This is a genomic window from Leptospiraceae bacterium (assembly GCA_025059995.1).
Classification (GTDB): domain Bacteria; phylum Spirochaetota; class Leptospiria; order Leptospirales; family Leptonemataceae; genus SKYB61.
This window is the reverse complement of the sequence record JANXCF010000005.1, coordinates 47,879-65,889: the sequence shown is the minus strand read 5'-3', so window position 1 is coordinate 65,889 and position 18,011 is coordinate 47,879. Positions and strand designations below refer to the sequence as shown.

At 35.7% G+C, this 18,011-nt stretch carries 13 protein-coding genes; 8 read left to right on the top strand and 5 right to left on the bottom strand.

Features of this window, described 5'->3' with window-relative positions; translation table 11 throughout:
* Positions 1-3: 3 nt before the first annotated feature.
* From NZ853_08055 to NZ853_08040, 4 genes are all read left to right on the top strand, one after another.
* Positions 4-702, top strand: a complete 699-nt coding sequence (locus tag NZ853_08055) for a hypothetical protein (GenBank protein MCS7205636.1) — start codon at positions 4-6, stop codon at positions 700-702.
* A gap of 60 nt (positions 703-762) precedes the next feature.
* Positions 763-1,791, top strand: a complete 1,029-nt coding sequence (locus NZ853_08050; GenBank protein ID MCS7205635.1) for an aldo/keto reductase — start codon at positions 763-765, stop codon at positions 1,789-1,791.
* A gap of 192 nt (positions 1,792-1,983) precedes the next feature.
* A complete protein-coding gene (gene gltB / locus NZ853_08045; GenBank protein ID MCS7205634.1) occupies positions 1,984-6,567 on the top strand; it encodes a glutamate synthase large subunit in 4,584 nt (1,527 codons plus the stop codon).
* Positions 6,560-7,996: a glutamate synthase subunit beta gene (locus tag NZ853_08040; GenBank protein ID MCS7205633.1), complete on the top strand. Its 1,437-nt coding sequence runs from the start codon at positions 6,560-6,562 to the stop codon at positions 7,994-7,996. Before gltB ends, NZ853_08040 begins: the two co-directional genes overlap by 8 nt.
* Positions 7,997-8,071: 75 nt before the next feature.
* Here the strand turns inward: NZ853_08040 and NZ853_08035 are convergent, their stop codons facing one another.
* From NZ853_08035 to NZ853_08025, 3 genes are all read right to left on the bottom strand, one after another.
* On the bottom strand, positions 8,072-8,686 hold the full coding sequence (locus NZ853_08035) for a hypothetical protein (GenBank protein ID MCS7205632.1): 615 nt from the start codon (positions 8,684-8,686) through the stop codon (positions 8,072-8,074).
* 179 nt (positions 8,687-8,865) lie between these two features.
* Positions 8,866-9,447: a flagellar export protein FliJ gene (gene fliJ, locus NZ853_08030; GenBank protein ID MCS7205631.1), complete on the bottom strand. Its 582-nt coding sequence runs from the start codon at positions 9,445-9,447 to the stop codon at positions 8,866-8,868.
* A gap of 3 nt (positions 9,448-9,450) precedes the next feature.
* Positions 9,451-10,770: a FliI/YscN family ATPase gene (locus NZ853_08025; protein ID MCS7205630.1), complete on the bottom strand. Its 1,320-nt coding sequence runs from the start codon at positions 10,768-10,770 to the stop codon at positions 9,451-9,453.
* Between the two features lie 79 nt (positions 10,771-10,849).
* Between NZ853_08025 and NZ853_08020 the strand changes: the two genes are divergently transcribed.
* Positions 10,850-11,722 (top strand): serine/threonine-protein phosphatase, encoded by an 873-nt coding sequence (locus tag NZ853_08020; GenBank protein MCS7205629.1) that lies wholly within the window; start codon positions 10,850-10,852, stop codon positions 11,720-11,722.
* Between the two features lie 4 nt (positions 11,723-11,726).
* Positions 11,727-13,454 carry a PEP-utilizing enzyme gene (locus NZ853_08015; protein MCS7205628.1) on the top strand — a complete coding sequence of 576 codons (1,728 nt, stop codon included), beginning with the start codon at positions 11,727-11,729 and terminating at the stop codon, positions 13,452-13,454.
* Here NZ853_08015 and NZ853_08010 read toward each other — a convergent pair.
* Positions 13,424-14,209: a Mut7-C ubiquitin/RNAse domain-containing protein gene (locus tag NZ853_08010; GenBank protein MCS7205627.1), complete on the bottom strand. Its 786-nt coding sequence runs from the start codon at positions 14,207-14,209 to the stop codon at positions 13,424-13,426. The two genes, NZ853_08015 and NZ853_08010, sit on opposite strands and share 31 nt — an antisense overlap.
* A gap of 52 nt (positions 14,210-14,261) precedes the next feature.
* On the opposite strand from NZ853_08010, the gene NZ853_08005 reads away from it, so the two are divergent.
* On the top strand, positions 14,262-15,404 hold the full coding sequence (locus NZ853_08005; protein MCS7205626.1) for a trypsin-like peptidase domain-containing protein: 1,143 nt from the start codon (positions 14,262-14,264) through the stop codon (positions 15,402-15,404).
* A complete protein-coding gene (locus NZ853_08000; protein ID MCS7205625.1) occupies positions 15,404-16,354 on the top strand; it encodes an ABC transporter ATP-binding protein in 951 nt (316 codons plus the stop codon). Before NZ853_08005 ends, NZ853_08000 begins: the two co-directional genes overlap by 1 nt.
* Here the strand turns inward: NZ853_08000 and NZ853_07995 are convergent.
* Positions 16,351-17,991, bottom strand: coding sequence for a hypothetical protein (locus NZ853_07995; protein ID MCS7205624.1), 1,641 nt, complete (start codon positions 17,989-17,991; stop codon positions 16,351-16,353). The two genes, NZ853_08000 and NZ853_07995, sit on opposite strands and share 4 nt — an antisense overlap.
* Positions 17,992-18,011 lie beyond the last annotated feature (20 nt).

The following is an 18,011-nucleotide window of genomic DNA, read 5'->3' as shown; positions in this document are numbered from 1 at the left end:
TATATGAACCAAACTTTTGAAATCAAAACTATCTTCGACATCCTTCGTATCCTCAAAGAACACCCAGAAATTCTCCTACAAATCCGCTCCCTCATCCTCACCGAAGACCTCATCGAACTACCCAAAAAATTCGAAACCTTCGTTAATACTCAATTCCTACCTCTAAAACAAGACGTCGAAACCTTAAAACTAGATGTCGAAACCCTAAAACATAACTACATCTCACTAAAACAAACCGTAGACATCTTAAAACAAGATGTCGAAATCTTAAAACAAGATGTGGCTAAACTCAAGAACGACGTAAACGCTCTCAAAGGCTCAGACTTCGAACGTCGTGTCCGTGAAAAAGCCCCCGCCTTCTTCGGTAAACTCATCCGAAACTGCAAACTCCTGCACATCGAAAACCTCGCCACCTTCCTCGAACAAAAAGTCGATGAAGGCATCATTTCCGAAGATGAAAAAGACGACCTCCTCAACATCGATGTCGTAGTCTCCGGATACCTCAAATCCAACAAAAACATAAAGGTCCTCATCGCCGCCGAAGTCTCCTTGACCCTAAACGAAAATGACCTCATCAGAGTCAAAAGACGATCCGATATTCTCTCCAAAGCCTACCAACTTCAAACCATCCCAGTCCTCATCGGTGAAGCTGACCAATCCCTCCATTCCAAAGCCTCTGAACTAAATGTGATATTGATATAGTGTTTTTTAGAGTAAATCATTTGATTTGACATCCCATTGATAGCAAAAACACGTATTAACATGAAGCATAAAAGATTGGGTAGAAGTCCTATTTTCGTGTCTCAACTCTGTTTGGGAACTATGACTTTTGGTTCTTTTGTTTCAGAAGAAGAAAGTTTTCGAATCTTAGATAAAGCTTATGATTTTGGTATAAATTTTTTTGATACAGCTGAAATTTATCCTGTGCCACCCGATGAAAAATGGGTCTTTCGCACAGAAGAAATCTTGGGGAAATGGTTCAGGACCAAGCCTCGAGATTCAATCATTATAGCAACAAAAGTCAGTGGACCTTCTCATGGTTGGTTTGTACCCCCAGTTCGAAGTGGTTTGACTACTTTAGATCAACACCACATTACAAAGGCAATCGAAGGCAGTTTAAAAAGACTTCAAACGGATTATATTGATTTGTATCAAATCCACTGGAATGATCCGAGAGCTGATCACGAAGCCTATTATTACGAAATTTTATCTTCCCTGACGAAACTTAAAGAACAAGGGAAAATCCGGATTGCAGGCTGTTCCAACGAAACCCCGTGGGGATTAATGAAAAGTCTATGGGTGAGCGATAAGTATCACCTCATCCGATACGAAACCATACAAAACAATTACAGCATATTGAACCGAAGATTTGAAGACTCATTAGCAGAGATTTCTCGTAAAGAACAAGTGAGTTTACTTCCCTATTCACCCTTAGCTGGAGGTGTAACCACAGGAAAATACAACCAAGAAAATCCGCCAGAAAATGCTCGATTCAGTATTTACAAAAACATGGGGGAAAGACAAAAAAGACAAGTAAAAAAATACATCAACGAAAAAACCTTAGAAACCGTTAATAGACTTAAACCAATAGCAGAAAAACTCAACATTTCAACTACGACCTTATCCATAGCTTGGATTTTACAACAAGATTTTGTCGCATCTGTAATCTTTGGTGTAACAAACTCAGAACAACTTGATGAAATATTCAGTGCAACAGAAATTAAATTAGATAAAGAAATTTTGAAGGAAATTGATCAAATTTCGAACGATATCATGTATCCATTGGGATAAAGTATTTGTTTTCGTATGTTTCTTTATTATTATTTACAAAATAAAGTAATCTTAAAATTTTGGTAATTGATATTTTCCTGACACGATAAATTCAATTTAAAAAAAGCAATTTCAAATAACAGTCAGGTTTTTAAAATCAAATTTCAAATATAACTAATAACCTAAAAGGATTAGACCTAAAGAGGGAAAAAAATGGAACTTAACAATCGCACCTTAAAAAACCTAGAAAAACCTCAAGGTTTGTATAGACCAGAATATCATAAAAACTCCTGTGGTGTGGGATTTGTAGCAGATTTTACAGGAAAAAAATCCAATCATATTGTCCGATTAGGATTACAAGTTATAAAAAAATTAGAGCATCGTGGTGCTGTCGGTGCTGACCCAGAAACAGGAGATGGCGCTGGCATCCAAATCCAAATCCCTGACAAGTTTTTCCGAAAAGTTATAGAAAATGAAAAACTACAAATACAACTTCCTGATTACGGAAGGTATGCTGTTGGATTTTTTTACATGCCACGAAGAAGAAGCCTTCGAGAAAAAGTCCAAAACATCATAGAAAAAGTAGTTCTTGATGAAGGACAAATCTTCTTAGGTTGGAGGGAAGTTCCTATCAACGAACAATATTGTGGTGAGTTGGCGAAAAAAACCCTACCGTTTTTTATGCAAGCTTTTGTAGAAGCAAATGAAAACATCCAAGATCAAATGGAGTTTGAACGAAAGTTGTTCTTGATTCGAAGAGTGATTGACCGAAGAATTCGGGCAGAGCTCAAATTAGATCGAAGTCAATACTACGTGCCTTCTTTTTCAAGTAGAACCATTAATTACAAGGGAATGCTCAAGGCTGATCAATTGATTAACTTCTATCCTGATATTACTGATCCTGATATAGAATCCGCTTATACCATGATACATATGAGATTTTCAACCAACACTCTACCCACATGGGACTTGGCACAACCATTCCGAATGATTGCTCATAATGGTGAAATCAATACCCTACGTGGAAATGTGAATTGGATGGAAGCCCGACAAATGGTAATGGCATCCAAATACTTTGGGAAGGACCTCAAAAGGATGCTTCCCATCATTATGGTGGGGCAAAGTGACTCTGCTACATTTGACTCGGTAGCAGAACTACTTTACATGGGGGGAAGAAGTTTACCTCATGCAATTATGATGATGATTCCTGAGGCATGGTCCAAAAATCCTGACATCGATGAAGATAAAAAAGCCTTTTATGAATACCATGCCATGTTGTTGGAACCATGGGATGGGCCAGCTGCGATTGTATTTTCTGATGGAAATGTAATTGGAGCTACGTTAGATAGAAATGGATTACGTCCAGCACGTTATATCGTTACAAAAGACAACATCGTAATCATGGCATCTGAAGTAGGTGTGATTCCCGTTGAACCAGAAAGGATTGTCAAAAGTGGAAGGTTGCAACCTGGAAAAATGTTTTTTATCGATCTCAACGAAGGAAGGATTGTTGAAGACGAAGAAATCAAACATAGGATTGTTAAACAAAAACCCTACAAAGAATGGATTAAAAAATATACAATTCGATTAGAGGAACTACCTGATCCTCCTTTTATACCTCAGCCAGATCATTCAACCGTTGTTGAAAGACAAAGAATCTTTGGATACACTACAGAAGATGTTTATCAGACAATGAAACCGATGGCGGAGAAAGGAGAAGAACCTACGGGAGCAATGGGAGATGATGTTTCTTTAGCAATCTTATCGTCTGAACCCCAACCCTTGTTTCGTTATTTTAAACAAGTATTTGCTCAAGTTACTAATCCTCCGATTGATCCCATTCGTGAAGAAATTGTAATGGATTTGACAAGCTACTTAGGACCAGAAGGAAATCTTTTGGATGAAAAACCTGAATATGCACATCGAATAGAATTGAAAAATCCCATACTCACCAACAACGAACTAGAAAAAATACGAAGCATTTCCATTGGAAAATTCAAAACCATAACGATAAATATTCTCTTCGATCCTGATCAAAAACATGGAATGAGAAATCGTCTAGATCAAATTTGTGATGAAGCTGCACAAGCAATACGAAAAGGTTATAACATCATCATACTTTCCGATAGGGGCGTTGCAAGAAATATGGCTCCTATACCTAGTTTATTAGCCACCGCAGGAGTTCATCATTTTCTCATACGTGCAGGTTTAAGAACAAAAACCAGCATTATTGTTGAGTCGGGAGAACCACGAGAAGTCGCTCATTTTGCGATGTTGATTGGTTATGGAGCGAATGCAATCAATCCCTACTTGGCTTTTGAAACTATTTACGATTTAGTGAAACAAGGTATTTTAGGAGAAATCCGAGATTTCCGAGAAGCCCGAAAAAACTACATCAAAGCAATCCAAAAAGGATTATTAAAGATTTTTAGTAAGATGGGAATTTCTACATTGCAAAGTTACTGTGGAGCTCAAATTTATGAAGCAGTGGGATTAGACTCAGAGTTAGTAAATCTATACTTCACTGGCACACCCACCCATATCGAGGGACTCAGTCTTGAGATGCTCGAAGAAGAAACAGTACGTCGTCATCGAAAAGCATTCGATAAAAACTTAATTCCTGGTCAGCTCCACGTAGGTGGGATACATTATTGGAGGAAATACTCAGAGTCTCACCTTTTGACTCCCATGACCATTTTTAAACTCCAGCAAGCTGCCATAAGAAATGATTATGACTTATACAAAGAATTCAGTCGAGACATCTATGAAGGAAATAAAGACAAGATCACTTTACGTAGTCTTTTTGAATTGGATTATTCAGAACCTCCTGTCCCTATTGAAGAAGTCGAACCAGAAGAATCCATTCTAAAAAGATTTCATACTGGAGCCATGAGTTTTGGGGCTCTTTCTTGGGAAGCTCATGTCAATATCGCAATTGCAATGAATCGAATTGGCGGAAAATCCAACTCCGGAGAGGGTGGAGAAGATCCAATACGATATAAGCCACTACCTAATGGGGATAGCATGAATAGTGCCATCAAGCAAGTAGCTTCTGGTCGATTTGGCGTAACAACGAATTATTTGGTGAATGCATCAGACATACAAATCAAAATCGCACAAGGAGCTAAACCAGGAGAAGGTGGACAACTCCCCGGCTTCAAAGTGGATAAAATCATTGCCAAAATCCGGCACTCAACGCCAGGTGTGACTTTGATTTCTCCACCACCACATCACGATATTTATTCCATTGAAGATTTAGCCCAATTGATTTTCGATTTAAAAAACGTCAATCCCACAGCAAGAATTAGTGTAAAATTAGTTTCTTGTGTGGGGGTAGGGACAATTGCAGCAGGAGTTGCTAAAGCTCATGCTGATCACATCCTGATCTCAGGACATGATGGAGGAACCGGAGCAAGCCCCATTTCTTCGATACATTACGCAGGAACTCCATGGGAAATCGGACTTTCAGAAACTCAACAAACATTGCTCATACAAGGACTAAGAGACAGAGTTGTGTTAGCCACTGATGGAAAAATGATGAATGGTTTAGATGTTGTTTATGCCGCATTACTCGGAGCTGAAGAATTTGGTTTTGCCACTTCTGCCATGATTGTCATGGGTTGCATTATGATGAGAAAATGCCATCTCAATACTTGTCCTGTTGGGGTTGCAACGCAAAATCCTATACTTCGTAAAAAATTCACGGGAAAACCAGAGTATCTAATAAACTACCTCTATTTTGTTGCAAGGGAAGTTCGAGAATACATGGCGAAACTCGGCTATCGAACAATGAATGAAATGATAGGTCAGGTTCATCGTATTAAGTTTAATAAACCTCGTGATCACTGGAAAGCTCGTGGTATCTACATGGGAAATATTCTAAGAAAAGTCACCCCTTATCCTAATACACAACTCTACTGCACCAAAAAACAGGATCACGGATTAGAAAAACAGTTGGATTATAAAATCATGGATAAAATCAAAGATGCTATTGAGAATTTCAATCCGGTTGAACTCCATCTGGACATTAACAACGAAAATCGAGCTTTCGGAACCATAATCTCAGGAGAAATTGCAAGAAGATATGGAAACGAAGGATTACCAGAAGATACTATCAAAATTTACTTAAGAGGTTATGCTGGTCAAAGTTTCGGTGCCTTCTTAACAAAAGGGGTTACACTCCACTTAAAAGGACAAGCAAATGATTACGTTGGGAAAGGCTTGAGTGGCGGAAAAATCATTATCCAAACTCCAGAAGAGTCTGAGTTAGATCCATCAGAAAACATAATTATTGGTAATACTTGTTTCTATGGTGCTACATCAGGGGAAGCTTATATTAATGGAGTAGCGGGAGAAAGATTTGCCGTCAGAAACTCAGGCGTGTATGCAGTGGTTGAAGGTGTAGGCGATCATGGCTGTGAATATATGACTGCTGGCAGGGTAATCATCCTGGGTAAAACAGGAAGAAACTTTGCAGCGGGTATGTCCGGTGGCATTGCGTATGTTTGGGATCCAGAGAAAGTATTCGAAAGAAACGTCAACTTATCTATGGTGGACATAGAAGAACTTATCAACCCAAAAGAAATAGAGTTTGTGAAGAATATGCTCACTAAACATTATCAATACACAAAATCAAAAAGAGCAAAAGAAATCTTAGACAACTGGGAAAACGAAATTGGTAATTTCGTAAAAGTAATGCCAGGTGATTACAAATTGGCTTTACAGAAATTAGAAGAAGAAGAATTATCAGGTTTAAAAGAAAAAGAAGAAGAAATCGAGGAGGTGCTCCATGGGTAAAATCACAGGTTTTTTAGAATACAAAAGAAGTGACATCCCAAGGGAACCAGTCGAAAAAAGAGTCACTCACTTCAAAGAATTTGAAAAATCCTACGATGATACAACAGCGCGAATCCAAGCAGCTCGCTGCATGGATTGTGGAATCCCTTTTTGTCAAGGTGATACTGGATGTCCTGTTGATAACTTAATCCCTGAGTGGAACGAATTGGTTTATCACGGACAGTGGAAAGAAGCATTGGATCGACTGCATCAAACGAATAATTTTCCTGAGTTTACAGGTATGCTTTGTCCAGCTCCTTGTGAATACGCCTGCACATTAGGTTTGATTGATAACCCCGTCTCTATCAAAAATATCGAACGAACGATCATTGAAAGAGGTTTCGAAGAAGGTTGGGTAGAACCTCTTCCTCCTGATTTTTTAACAGGTAAAAAAGTTGCCATCGTGGGATCAGGTCCAGCAGGATTAGCTGCTGCTCAACAACTTGCAAGAAAAGGACATTCCGTTACCGTCTTTGAACGTGAAGATCGAATCGGCGGGTTACTTCGATACGGAATACCGGACTTCAAAATGGAAAAGTGGCGTATTGATCGAAGACTGGAACAGCTTAAGATGGAAGGAGTCAAATTCAAAACCAAGGTTAACGTGGGAGTGGACATTTCTATCCAACAACTCCAAAAAGAATTCGATGCTATTATATTAGCTATAGGAGCTGAAGAACCAAGAAAAGTAAACATCCCCGGGTCTGACTTAAAGGGAATCTACTATGCAATGGATTATTTGGTTCAAGCCAACCGTATCGTTGCAGGAGACAATGTCGAAAATCCTATCGATGCAAAAGGCAAACACGTAGTAGTAATTGGTGGAGGGGATACTGCTTCCGATTGTATTGGAACCGCCAATCGGCAGGGAGCAAAATCTGTGACACAATTGGATTATAACCCCATTCCTCCTCTAAAACGAAGTCCTCAAGAACCATGGCCTTTGTATCCACGTATCTTGAGAACTTCTACCTCTCAGGAAGAAGGAGTAATACGAAAATGGGCAGCTCATGCAAAAGGTTTCAAAGGTGACTCCAACGGAAACGTGATAGCTGTTTATGGAAATGAAGTCATGAAAAAATCAAGAATTGAAATTTATGATATCCCCAACACAGAATTTGAGATTCCAGCAGACTTAGTTTTTATCGCTATTGGATTCAGTGGTCCAAAGAAATCGCCTCTCATAGAACAATTAAAAGAAATCGGAGTCGAATTTGATCCATTCGGAAACATAAAAGCTTCATTTGGAATTGGAGGAAATCACTTTAAAACCACTGTCCCAGGAATATTTGCTTGTGGTGATGCTCGTAGAGGGCAATCCTTGATTGTTTGGGCAATTTCAGAAGGAAGAAAATGCGCTGACGTAGTGGATGAATATTTGCAAGAATAAATTACTCGTTGGGAAATACTTTTAAAGGAATGGATCGTCTATATTGATTGCTGAAACTGATATTTAAAAAATACTTTATTCTTCGAAAATTTTTTCCCGGATACTTTCGTTCAACATCAAAGAAGAAATGATACTTGCTCGTTCAGGCGGTAATTGTGAAAGTAAAAAAGGAACAATTGAAGGAGTTCCTTCCTCTTCTGCCAATTCTTCCATTCTTAAAAAGACCTCCACAATATCCAGATTATTCCATCCTTGAATCATATCAATCACGGCTTGGGGTGGCATTGCATTCAGTCTTCTTGCCATATTTTCAATCAATCTATTTTTTTCTTTTCTTGCATTTTCAATCTCTTGAAGTTTTTGTTTTTGTTTTTCGATATTTTCTTTTTCGCTTTCTAATTCTTTTTCTTTTTCTGTTAGTGATTTTTGTTTTTCTTCTAATTGGAGTTTGAGTTCCTCAAGTTTGACTTTTTCTTCTTGTAAGATTTCTTTTTCTTTTTCTAACTGCTCTTTTTCAATCAACAAAAAGTTGGCTTGCGTTTGATCTACGGGGGGTGGTTCTTTCTTCAAGAAGGGAATATAATCTCTTAGGGTAATTATGCCCCACTGATCTAACAAATACAAATAAACACCTATCAAAAAGAAAATTAAGAAAATCAAGTATAAAAGTTTGATTTTTGGAGAAACCATTTTACTTACTCCATTTATTGATGATTCGATCTAAAGTTGTTATCTTTTCTGTGATTTTCTTCTTCAAAACTTTTGTGTAGTATTCGTAATATTCTCCTTCGAATCTTCTTTTTGGAATTGGAAAAAGATTCTTTTCAAACTCATGTTTATTCGTTGAATCATTATTCAATAATTTACTTTCATAATGAAATTCCTCGTTGTTGATAAAACTTTTGTAGGGCTTCTCTTCTTCTTGTTTGGAGGTCCCTGGTTGTTTCTTTCTTATCTGGTCTTTTTGGAAGAGTTTTTTTAATATCCTTATCATCTTCTTTCTGCTTCATCGAGTAAATATTATTCTGATTGAGTTCAAATAATTCTTTTTGTTCTGACTTTTTCAATTGTTTTTCATATTCGTTTTTTTGGTTTTGGATCAAGGTTTCTACTATCTTTCTATTTTTTGTTTTTTCAACTAATTTTTTTCTTTTTTCTTCTAACTCTGGTTGTAGCTCCGCTATGAGCTTTTCCACTGATTTTTTTTGATTTTCAATGCGATTTAAAAATGCCTCAAAAGTCCGATAAAATTGAATAGCCTCCGGCATTTTGATCATCTTGGGGAGTTTTTCTAATTCTTGTTGGTATTGTTCTTCGAGGATTCTTAATTTTTCTTTTTCTGCATTGATTTTTGATAAGACTTCACCCAGCTCTTGCATTGCTAATTCTTCTTCAATTGTTCGCAGTCTTAACAGTGGTTCTAAAGATGATTGAAAACGTTTATACTTCATAATCTAACCTACAATCTTTTTCATCAATTCTATTGTTTCCTCGAGTGTAAAGCCTTGTTCGATTGGTTGTTGGAGGAAAGCTCGAATTTGAGGCATCTTTTCAATGGCTATATCCAGATCAGGATTGCTTCCTTTTGCATATGCTCCTAATTGAATTAAATCTTCATTTTGTCTGTAAACAGAAAGCCATGAACGTATTTTCATAGCTAATTTTGCATGTTCTTCACTTACTACATTCGGCATAACACGAGAAATAGATTCAGTAATTTCTATTGCTGGATAATGATTCCTTTGAGCTAATTTTCTACTCAAGATAATATGACCATCCAAAATCCCACGAGCTGCATCAGCCACAGGATCATTCATATCATCTGCTTCGACCAGAACACTATAAAATCCCGTAATGGTTCCCTTTTTACTCACTCCTGCTCTTTCTATTAATCTACTTAACTTGAGCCAAGTGCTCTGTGGATAACCTCCAGGTCCTAGAGGGTCTCCAATAGCAATTCCAATTTCCCTCAAAGCGAAACTGAAACGTGTGACCGAGTCCATAAACAAATTTACATCTTTCCCTTGATCACGAAAATATTCTGCAATCGAAGTTGCAAAATAAGCGGCATATACTTTCTCTAAAGAACTTTTATCACTTGTTGCTACAATTACAATAGAGCGCTGTAAGCCTTCCCTTCCTAAATCCCTTTCTATAAATTCTCTTACTTCTCTGCCGCGTTCGCCAACTAAACAAATCACATTGATATCAGCAGTGGTATATTTAGCAATCATTCCTAAAAGAGTGGATTTCCCTACACCTGTTCCTGCAAAAATCCCAATCCTTTGACCTTTCCCAACCGACAGTAGTCCATCAATCGCTTTGATACCTGTAACCATGATGGTATTTATGGGGTCTCTTTCCATGGGGTTTGGTGGTGGATTATCGGCATTTCGATATTCTCCTTCAAAAATCTCTAACTCTCCATCGATTGGGTGCCCCAAACCATCAAAAACTCTTCCAATCATTTTTTCTGATACTAAAATTTGTGCTTTTCTGTTTGTGTTGTGAACGTTTGCTTTGGGTAAAATCCCCTCAGGTGATCCAAAAGGCATCAATATCAAATTCTTACCCCTAAAGCCCATGACCTCACAAAATAAGTATTCGCCACTTTCTTTTTCGACACGACATATATCTCCGATAGCGGTATCTGGTGGTCCCTCAGAAATGATGGTAAAACCACCAACTTCTTTAACCCTCCCTAAAGGCAAAATGGTATTTGTCTCTTCAATTACTTTGAAGTATTTTCTTAAAATTGTTGAAGAATTTTGCATAAGAACACTTAAGCCAAGAAAACAATATTTGTCAAATAATTAGTTGATTTTTGTATTTGAATAATTTTTATGAATTTCAATGAAAAGCATCGATGTATTAAAACTTTTAGACCAATATGAAGTTTTAAATAAACCTCTTCAAGAAATGATTGATGACTATTATAGAAGTAATGCATTACTTCCCGTATACTTATATGAAAATAAACTCATAAATGAAAAAAAGCTCTACCAACTAAACCAGTCTGAATTCGAATTAAATGAAAGTAAGGTCATAAAAATCAAAGATTTTGAAATATACGGAAAAACATACCCCAAATATTATATCAGTGGAGATTTTTTTGGTATCTTTCAATTGAAAGATAGTCGTGTTTTTATTACACTTTCGGATGTAAGTGGAAAGGGTTTAGAAGCCGGAATACTTGCTTTAATGCTTTCCTATTATATAACCCATGAGCTTAATTATACAAGCCTTACCCCCCAAGCTTTACTAAAAAAAATCAATCAATTGAGTTTAGAGATTTTTGATGACATCAAATTTGCAACTTTTACTATTTTATTATTAGACTTACTTTCAGGAACGATTGAATATGCAGCGGCAGGATGTCCACCTTTGCTTCACTACATACATAGAGAAAATACCTTAAAAGAAATCGATTTGCTAAACATCCCCCTTGGGATTGAAAATGATTTCATCTTTAAAGGAAAAAAAATCGATCTCAATCCCGGTGATGTAATTTTGTGCTATACCGATGGAGCTTATGAACAAGAAAACAAAAAAGGACAACAATACGGATTGGAAAGACTAAAAAAAGCCTTGAAAAAAAACTTAAACAAAAGTAGTAAACATTTAGTTCAAAAGCTTTATTTTGACCTTAGGTTTTTTCGAATGTTTGTCCCTCAGTTTGATGATACAACCTATTTAGTGATTAAATACAATAAAAAAACTCGATGATAAAATGAAGAATCATTTGGAACTTTATGGAGAAATTGCTTCCCATGGTCGAGGAGAAGGTATTGCTGTTATTATTGAACCCTTTAGTTATTACATATCAGAAGAACTCATTTTTGACTCTGAACTAAGAAGAGAAGAACTAAAAAAATTTCATCACTATTTACGAACTACTATCAATAAAATAAAAACCACTCAAAGTGAACTACCAGAGAGCTTGAGGGATTTGTTAGAAATTCAAATTCATTTTTTACGAGATCCTATTTTCATTGATGCTGTTGAAAAAAAAATTTTAAACGAAGGGAAAAATGTAGCTCTAGCTGTTTATCAAGGTTCTTTGGAATTAAAGAAATTTTTCCACGAACAAGCACCAGTTCTTATTCAACAACGATGGATCGACTTACAAGACGCCATCCACCAACTGTTAGAAGAAATTTTGAAAATATCCTATATCGAAAAATCTATAAATAAAATTGAATTACAATGTCAAAAAAATTGTAATTATATTTTAGTTGCTCAAGAAATTAGCCCATTATTGTTTTTAAAAATTCCCAAACCAAGAGGACTCATCCTAAAAGATGGTTCTTTGATGGATCACTTGTCATTACTTGCTACCAATCAAGGAATCCCTATTTTGATCCAAGTTTTTCCCAAAGAGAATTTCTATAAAATCCACGATGGAGATTGGATTGTCATCAATACTGACAAAGGTAAAGCTATTATCAAAAAAGAACCACCACCTGAAATCAATCTTATATCAGAAATTCTACCAAAAACCCAGAAAAAACGCTATACGCAAAATGAAGTGACAATATCCATCAATGCAGATGATATAGAAATCATAAAAAACCATAAAAACCATTACTATCTTTCCGTGGGATTATTTCGAACTGAATTTTTGTATATTAAAGATCCGAGTTTAATCTATGATTTAAATAAAGCAACACATACTTATCGAGAGATCTTTTTGAATTTCGATGAACATGAAATCCTAACTTTACGTCTCATTGATGTGAACGAAGATAAATATAGTTATTACCTTTATAGTTCTCCAGAAAACCGAAACAAAAGAGGAGTGGAGTATTATAAATCAGAAATCACCATCATAAAAAACCAAATCCGAAGTATCTTCAAAGCATTGCAGGATTTATCTAACATCAATTGGACCTTACGCATATTAATACCCATGGTAGCGAATTACGAAGACTGGAGGTTTGTATTTGAATTAATCTTAGAAGAAAGAAACCATATTCGTTTGGAGTCGAGTCCTAAAATTCAAATTGGTATTATGCTGGAAATCCCCTCTGTTTTTTTTAATCTACATCAATTAGAGAAAGAAGTGGATTTTTTTAGCATTGGCACTAATGACTTATTATCCATGTTTATAGGAAAACATAGAAACTTGATTTCAGAAGAAGATATCTATGATCCTTCTTTTTATCGAATGCTGTTCTTTACTTTAAATTCCCTTCAAAAAGAAATTGGTATTTGTGGAGCCATCGCCACTAGATTGGATCTTATACCTCTACTTTATTATTCTCAAGTTCGTAATTTTAGTGTTCCTTTGGGATTATATTCAAAAATATATGATTTTTTTAGTAATTATGATTTCTTTGAGAAATTCCAATCCGAATTCAAAAATTTGATTTTATTTTCAAAAACCAAAAAAGAAATGAAAGAAAACCTCAAATCAATTTTTAATTCCTATTTTTCGAAATCTAATTTATATTTATAAAAAAATTCTACCATTTTTTTATAATGACTACCTTCCCAGTAAACTTTTTTGCATTTCTCACAAACATAGAAACCTTCATACGTCTCCATAAGCCAAACGGGTATGGGTTGGAGTTCTAAAATTTCAGAGCTATCAACATACTTTAAGATTGAATTACAAATACTACAACGTTGAAAAGGCTTTATCTTGAGATGAAAATGACTCAAAATCTCTTGCAATTGTTCGCTTGGGGTTCTGCTAATGAGATAGTAACCATATTCTAGTCGTTTCTGCTTTAAAATTCCTTTATCCTGAGTTAATAAAACTCTCTTTTCTTGATTCGAAATCTGAATCAACTCAAAATCATTCCATTTAGGATTAAATAATACATCAATCCCTAATAGACGTAAATACCTTGTTAGTTTTCCTAAATGAACATCTGCAATAAACTTTTGCTTGAATTTGATTTTGTATTTTTTTACGTATTCTTTTTTTTCTTCGCAAGTTAGTTTTGTTGAGGTTAAGATTTCCCTTAGAATTTCCCTATCCATTTGAAAAAACATTGGATAAAGAGAAATCCTATCATTATGTTCTATTATCTGATTTAGGTATGTAATCGTTTGATTTCTTAAAACCAAAAAGATTTCTGTATGTGGCACCCCCAAAGACTCAACGACGTCCTTGATGGTTCGTCTTCCATAAAACGCAACTCGCATTGAAGAAACTTTTGATAGAAATACTAACTTTCCATAAAATCGGAGCTCTACTACTTTCATTTCTTTAAAAAGAATTTGATTTCATAATTTTATTTTCAATATTGGCATTTATATGAGTAAACAAAAAAAATACTTAATAAACTACTTTAAGCTTTCATTCTTTCTTTATTTTCTTTTGATTGTTTTATCCTCATGTATCAACGAGAACACTACATTTTTAAAAGAAGTATATGCAGAATCACCTTTAAAAAACAAAAAGAATTTTGTAGGGATTTATGAACTCCAGCAACGATTTTATGAAATCTATGAATTGTATAAAGATTCTGTGGTCTTTATAAGCACCGAAAAAACTGTTCGGATAGAGAATCCGTTTTATAATGATCCGTTTTTGAGGCGTTTTTTTAACATCCCGCAACTACCTGAGACCCAAAAACAACGGGGCTTGGGGACTGGCTTTATCATCTCGAGTGATGGATATATCTGCACTAATCATCATGTGATAGCAGGAATGGACGTCGTCAAAGTCTCTATAAAGGGAAAAGAATATAATGCCAAAATTGTCGGTTCCGATAGATTTGTGGATATTGCTCTTTTGAAAGTGGATGGAGTTAAGGATTTACAACCCGTTTACTTTGGAGACTCCGATAAAGTCAAGGTAGGTGACTGGGCAATTGCTATAGGAAACCCTTTTGGTCTTGACAGAACTTTCACGGTTGGAGTGATTAGCGCAGTTGCAAGAAAAGACGTAGATCAGATGGGCAATTCCCATATCCAGACAGATGCATCCATTAATCCCGGAAACTCAGGCGGTCCCCTAATCAACATTGACGGAGAAGTTATTGGTGTAAATAGAATGATTTATTCCCAAACAGGAGGAAACTTAGGTATTGGGTTTGCAATACCCATCAACACAGCGAAAACAGTAATAGAACAACTAAGACTACATGGTAAAGTCAAAAGAGGATACATAGGCATACAAATAGCTTCTTTAACAGAAGAACTAGCCCAAGAATTAGGAGTACGAGAACGAAAAGGAGTCGTAATCATAAGTATTTTGGAAAATAGTCCAGCCGACAAAGCCAAATTACAAGTAGGAGATGTAATCCTTTCTGCAAATGATAAAGAAGTTAACGAACCTGATGATTTAATACGGATTGTAAATGAAACCCCCATTGGAAAAATCATAAAGCTCCGAATCAATAGAAAAAATCAAATTCTAACAGTCATGGTAGTCGTAGAAGAAAGACCCCAATAATGGCATTTCTCTCCATACAAAATCTTCACACCTACTATGTCACAAAAAAAAGACTATTTACCCCAAAACTAACGATATATGCATTAAAAGACTTTTCGCTAAATGTTCAAAAGGGAGAATTCATTGCTATCGTGGGAGAGTCTGGTTGTGGAAAAACTACTTTAGGTAATACCCTTGTAGGATTACTAACACCAACGAAAGGGAAAGTTATTTATCACGGTCAAGAAATTTTATCTCCTCAGACGAATTTACTAAAAAGAAACTTAGATTTAAGAAAAAAGTTTCAGATGATTTTTCAAGACCCTTACTCCTCACTTAATCCCAAACATACAATCAAAACATATCTTTCGTCTGCACTGAAAATCCACCAAAAGAAAGAGATTGATGAAAGCTTAAAATACTATTTGTCATTGGTTCATTTACCTCTTGATATTTTAAAGCGCTATCCTCATGAGCTTTCTGGGGGACAACGACAAAGAGTGAGTATTGCTCGAGCAATATCATTACAACCTGAGGTATTGGTTTGTGACGAAATCACTTCGGCTTTGGATGTTTCCGTCCAAGCATATATTTTAGAACTACTTAAAGAATTACAAGAAAAATTCAATCTGACAATTTTCTTGATCACTCATGATTTATCTATTGTTCGCTATATAAGCACTAAAGTCTGTGTGATGTATGGCGGAGAAATCATGGAAATAGCTCCAACCAAAGAGCTCTTTTCAAACCCAAAGCATCCCTACACGAAAGCCCTATTGGAGTCAGTTCCTACCTTGAATCGAAAACGAAAACCCAAACTCTTAGAAGGAGAACCACCAAAAACCAATCAAATTTATAACTATTGTATTTTCTATGATCGCTGCTCAATACGAAAAGATTTGTGTAGAACTCAAAAACCAAACATGATAGAAAATAACAATCATCAAGTAAAATGCTTCTTTAGTAATTAATTTATATCCAGAACAAGGTCTTTCTTGCTCATGTCCATCACATAGACATCTATGATATGACCCGACTTTAACTGCAACTTTCCTCTCTTGCGAAACAACCCCTTCAATCTTTCATCCTTTATCTTGCGATACGTTTCCTCCGATATCTGTATCTGATTGCCCACTCCATAATTTTCTAATCGACTCGCTATGTTCACCGTATCCCCCCATACATCATATATAAACTTCTTTGTCCCTATCACACCAGCCACTATCCTACCACTATTTATACCTATTCTCATCATTATATCCAATCCTCTCTCTCGATTCATCCTCTCTATTTCCCCTATCATCCCCATTGCAAACCTCACTATGTTGTCCGCATGCCAATCGTCATACTCAGGTATACCCGTAGCCGCCATATAACAGTCCCCTATTGTCTTTATCTTCTCTACTTTATACCTGTCCGTTATCTTATCAAACCTCGTAAACAACTCATTCAACGTCGACACTAACTCTCTCGGTTCCAGATCCTTACTCCAACTCGTAAAGTTCACCATGTCTGCAAACAGTATACTCGCTTCATTATATCCATCCGCTATCAAATCCTCATGACTCTCAAACAATCGATAAGCTATCGGCTTCGGTAATATATTCAATAATAACTTAAATGTCTTATTCTTCTCTTGCTCTAATAACTCTATATAAATCTTATTCAATGACTCGTATTCTTTTATTTTCCTCATCATCTCTATGAAATCCATTTGTAGTTGAGCTATCTCATCTTTTCCATTCACTACCATCAAATCTCTTATGTCCTCAGGATGATTCTTTATGTGGTTTATCTCCTCATTCAGATGTTGTAATCTTTTCACAACTTTATTAAAAATATCCCTCCTTAGAAGAAAGAAAGAGACCATAATAATTATTAAAGTGAACACCAATATTGAAAGTAGTAAGTAAACATTATATTTCACGTAGGTTTTGGGAAATTCAATAGATAAATAGTAAATGGGTTTTCCAAAGTAATCAAAAATATATACCCTCCCTTCGTTGTAAAACAGACTTTCTCTTTTCAATTCAACGGAGTCTTTGATATTAGTCGCATCAGTAAGCTTTTCTAACGAGACATTATACTGGATATCATTTTGGAGTTGTTTAAGAAAACGATCATCAATGACTTTACCAAATACCATTGTTCCATGAGAATTTTTATAATTTTCTTTGAACCATAAAACTCCACGAGTAGCAAACATAATTAAACCTTTCTCAGAAAAAAGAAATCCAGTAATCTCCTCCTCTCTTTTAGTCAGATGAGGGATATTTCTTTGAGAAAAAAAGTTTTGCAAATCTTTGGGAATATCACTAATGGTTCCATCAGGATTAAATAAATATAGTTCTTTTAGACTTCCATCTTTCTGGATGGTGGCAATCAACTGTAAACCTAAATTCCTCACACTAACCAAAAATTCTCTTTCAATGAAATCAGGATATAAATTTTGAAAATACTTCACAGGGGCATCGTAATCCACCCATTCCACCAAGAGCTGAGATAATTCTTTTTTCTTTTGATGAAGCCTTTTTTCAATGCTAATTAATATTTCTTTATGAATTCTTGATTGTTGAATTTCCGAAAGTACGATGAAAAAAATACTCAAAAGAATAATTCCAATTAAGG

Excerpts from the sequence above, each read along its gene's own strand:
- NZ853_08005 (MCS7205626.1), top strand. The coding sequence starts at position 14,262 with ATGAGTAAACAAAAAAAATACTTAATAAACTACTTTAAGCTTTCATTC.
- NZ853_08020 (MCS7205629.1), top strand. The coding sequence starts at position 10,850 with ATGAAAAGCATCGATGTATTAAAACTTTTAGACCAATATGAAGTTTTA.
- NZ853_08050 (MCS7205635.1), top strand. The coding sequence starts at position 763 with ATGAAGCATAAAAGATTGGGTAGAAGTCCTATTTTCGTGTCTCAACTC.
- NZ853_08040 (MCS7205633.1), top strand. The coding sequence starts at position 6,560 with ATGGGTAAAATCACAGGTTTTTTAGAATACAAAAGAAGTGACATCCCA.
- NZ853_08010 (MCS7205627.1), bottom strand. The coding sequence starts at position 14,209 with ATGAAAGTAGTAGAGCTCCGATTTTATGGAAAGTTAGTATTTCTATCA.
- fliJ (MCS7205631.1), bottom strand. The coding sequence starts at position 9,447 with ATGAAGTATAAACGTTTTCAATCATCTTTAGAACCACTGTTAAGACTG.
- NZ853_08035 (MCS7205632.1), bottom strand. The coding sequence starts at position 8,686 with ATGGTTTCTCCAAAAATCAAACTTTTATACTTGATTTTCTTAATTTTC.
- gltB (MCS7205634.1), top strand. The coding sequence starts at position 1,984 with ATGGAACTTAACAATCGCACCTTAAAAAACCTAGAAAAACCTCAAGGT.
- NZ853_08000 (MCS7205625.1), top strand. The coding sequence starts at position 15,404 with ATGGCATTTCTCTCCATACAAAATCTTCACACCTACTATGTCACAAAA.
- NZ853_08015 (MCS7205628.1), top strand. The coding sequence starts at position 11,727 with ATGAAGAATCATTTGGAACTTTATGGAGAAATTGCTTCCCATGGTCGA.
- NZ853_08025 (MCS7205630.1), bottom strand. The coding sequence starts at position 10,770 with ATGCAAAATTCTTCAACAATTTTAAGAAAATACTTCAAAGTAATTGAA.
- NZ853_08055 (MCS7205636.1), top strand. The coding sequence starts at position 4 with ATGAACCAAACTTTTGAAATCAAAACTATCTTCGACATCCTTCGTATC.